Below are 1,155 nucleotides of genomic sequence, written 5' to 3' on the forward strand. Positions count from 1 at the left end.
ACTCGATCCCGACGACCCGCGCCCGCCGTATGTGCAGGTGACCAACGACTCGTTCGACACAGACACAACGCTCGAGTCGAATGTCACCCCATTGGACACGGCGACATCCCCGGACAAGGGCGACAAAGCTGCGATCGACACGACCGACGCAGGCCTCTGCGCCAATACGGGCACCGGCCCGGACCACCACGCCGGTCGTCGTACCTCGCGCCCGAACTCCCACACCGGGTCACCGGCCAGGTAGCCGTGACGGCTCAGGTGCGCCAAGCCCAGGGGCACCGCCACACCACGCAACAGACCCGCGTGGTCACCCGCCTGCACCAACTTGATCGCGGTCTCCCACACCAAGTCCGTCCGCACCGCCGGAACACCAGGCCTCCAAGGAGCCTCGACCAATTGATGCACGTTGGCCAGATCGAGCACACCGTCCTGCTCCAGCCCCTCCTCCAAGACGAGGCTCACCCGATAGGCCTTGTCCACCACAGCAAGCAAGGGGATCCGTGCCGCGTAATGCTTTCGGACGTACGGAGGCAACTCGCGCCAGTCCGCCACCTGCTCCCACACCGCGGCGGCGGTGATGTCGGATCCCGCACGACCTCGACCGAACGAGACCCAATACCCACCCTCGGTGATGGCGGTCACTACATGCATTACAGGGCCTGGGCCTTCTACCCACGCACGCAACGTGTGGGTGGGGCCGTCCACTGCGGCCGTGATCCCAGACTCCTGCACAGCCTGCCAGAAGTCCTCCACCACTGACTTGCCGTTCGGCTCGCGGAGTTTCGGAGTGCCCGCATAGCAGATGTAGAGGGCGAACGAGTCCAGCAACGCCCCACCAATCTGCCAGAACGCCTCGGAACCCAGTACCAGGCGGGCGAGCGTCCCTCCCGTGACGTAAATGGTCGTACCGTCGGCAAGAGTGATCGTCGTCTTGCCCGGCACTCCGTGTGTGTCCACGAAGAACGTCTTGGTGTCGCCGTCCCACGGGAACGCCGTGGAGATCGGCGGGACGGTGTCCCGCGTCAACCTGATGTTGTCCATCAGCAGACCGGAACGCCGATCATTGTTCACCGGGAACCCACGCGTCAGGACGGACGGATCGTCAGGCGTACCGAACGTGACGCCCGTGATCTGACCGGTCGCGTCGGTCAGGGT

At 65.0% G+C, this 1,155-nt stretch carries 1 protein-coding gene; it reads right to left on the reverse strand.

Annotated elements, in window-relative coordinates:
- The coding region (locus tag ABZX92_RS45935) for a hypothetical protein (RefSeq protein WP_355572502.1) at positions 1-1,041 on the reverse strand (1,041 nt) is incomplete at its 3' end.
- Positions 1,042-1,155: the final 114 nt, after the last annotated feature.

Origin of the sequence: Lentzea sp. NPDC006480, assembly GCF_040611995.1 — a bacterium.
Classification (GTDB): Bacteria; Actinomycetota; Actinomycetes; order Mycobacteriales; family Pseudonocardiaceae; genus Lentzea.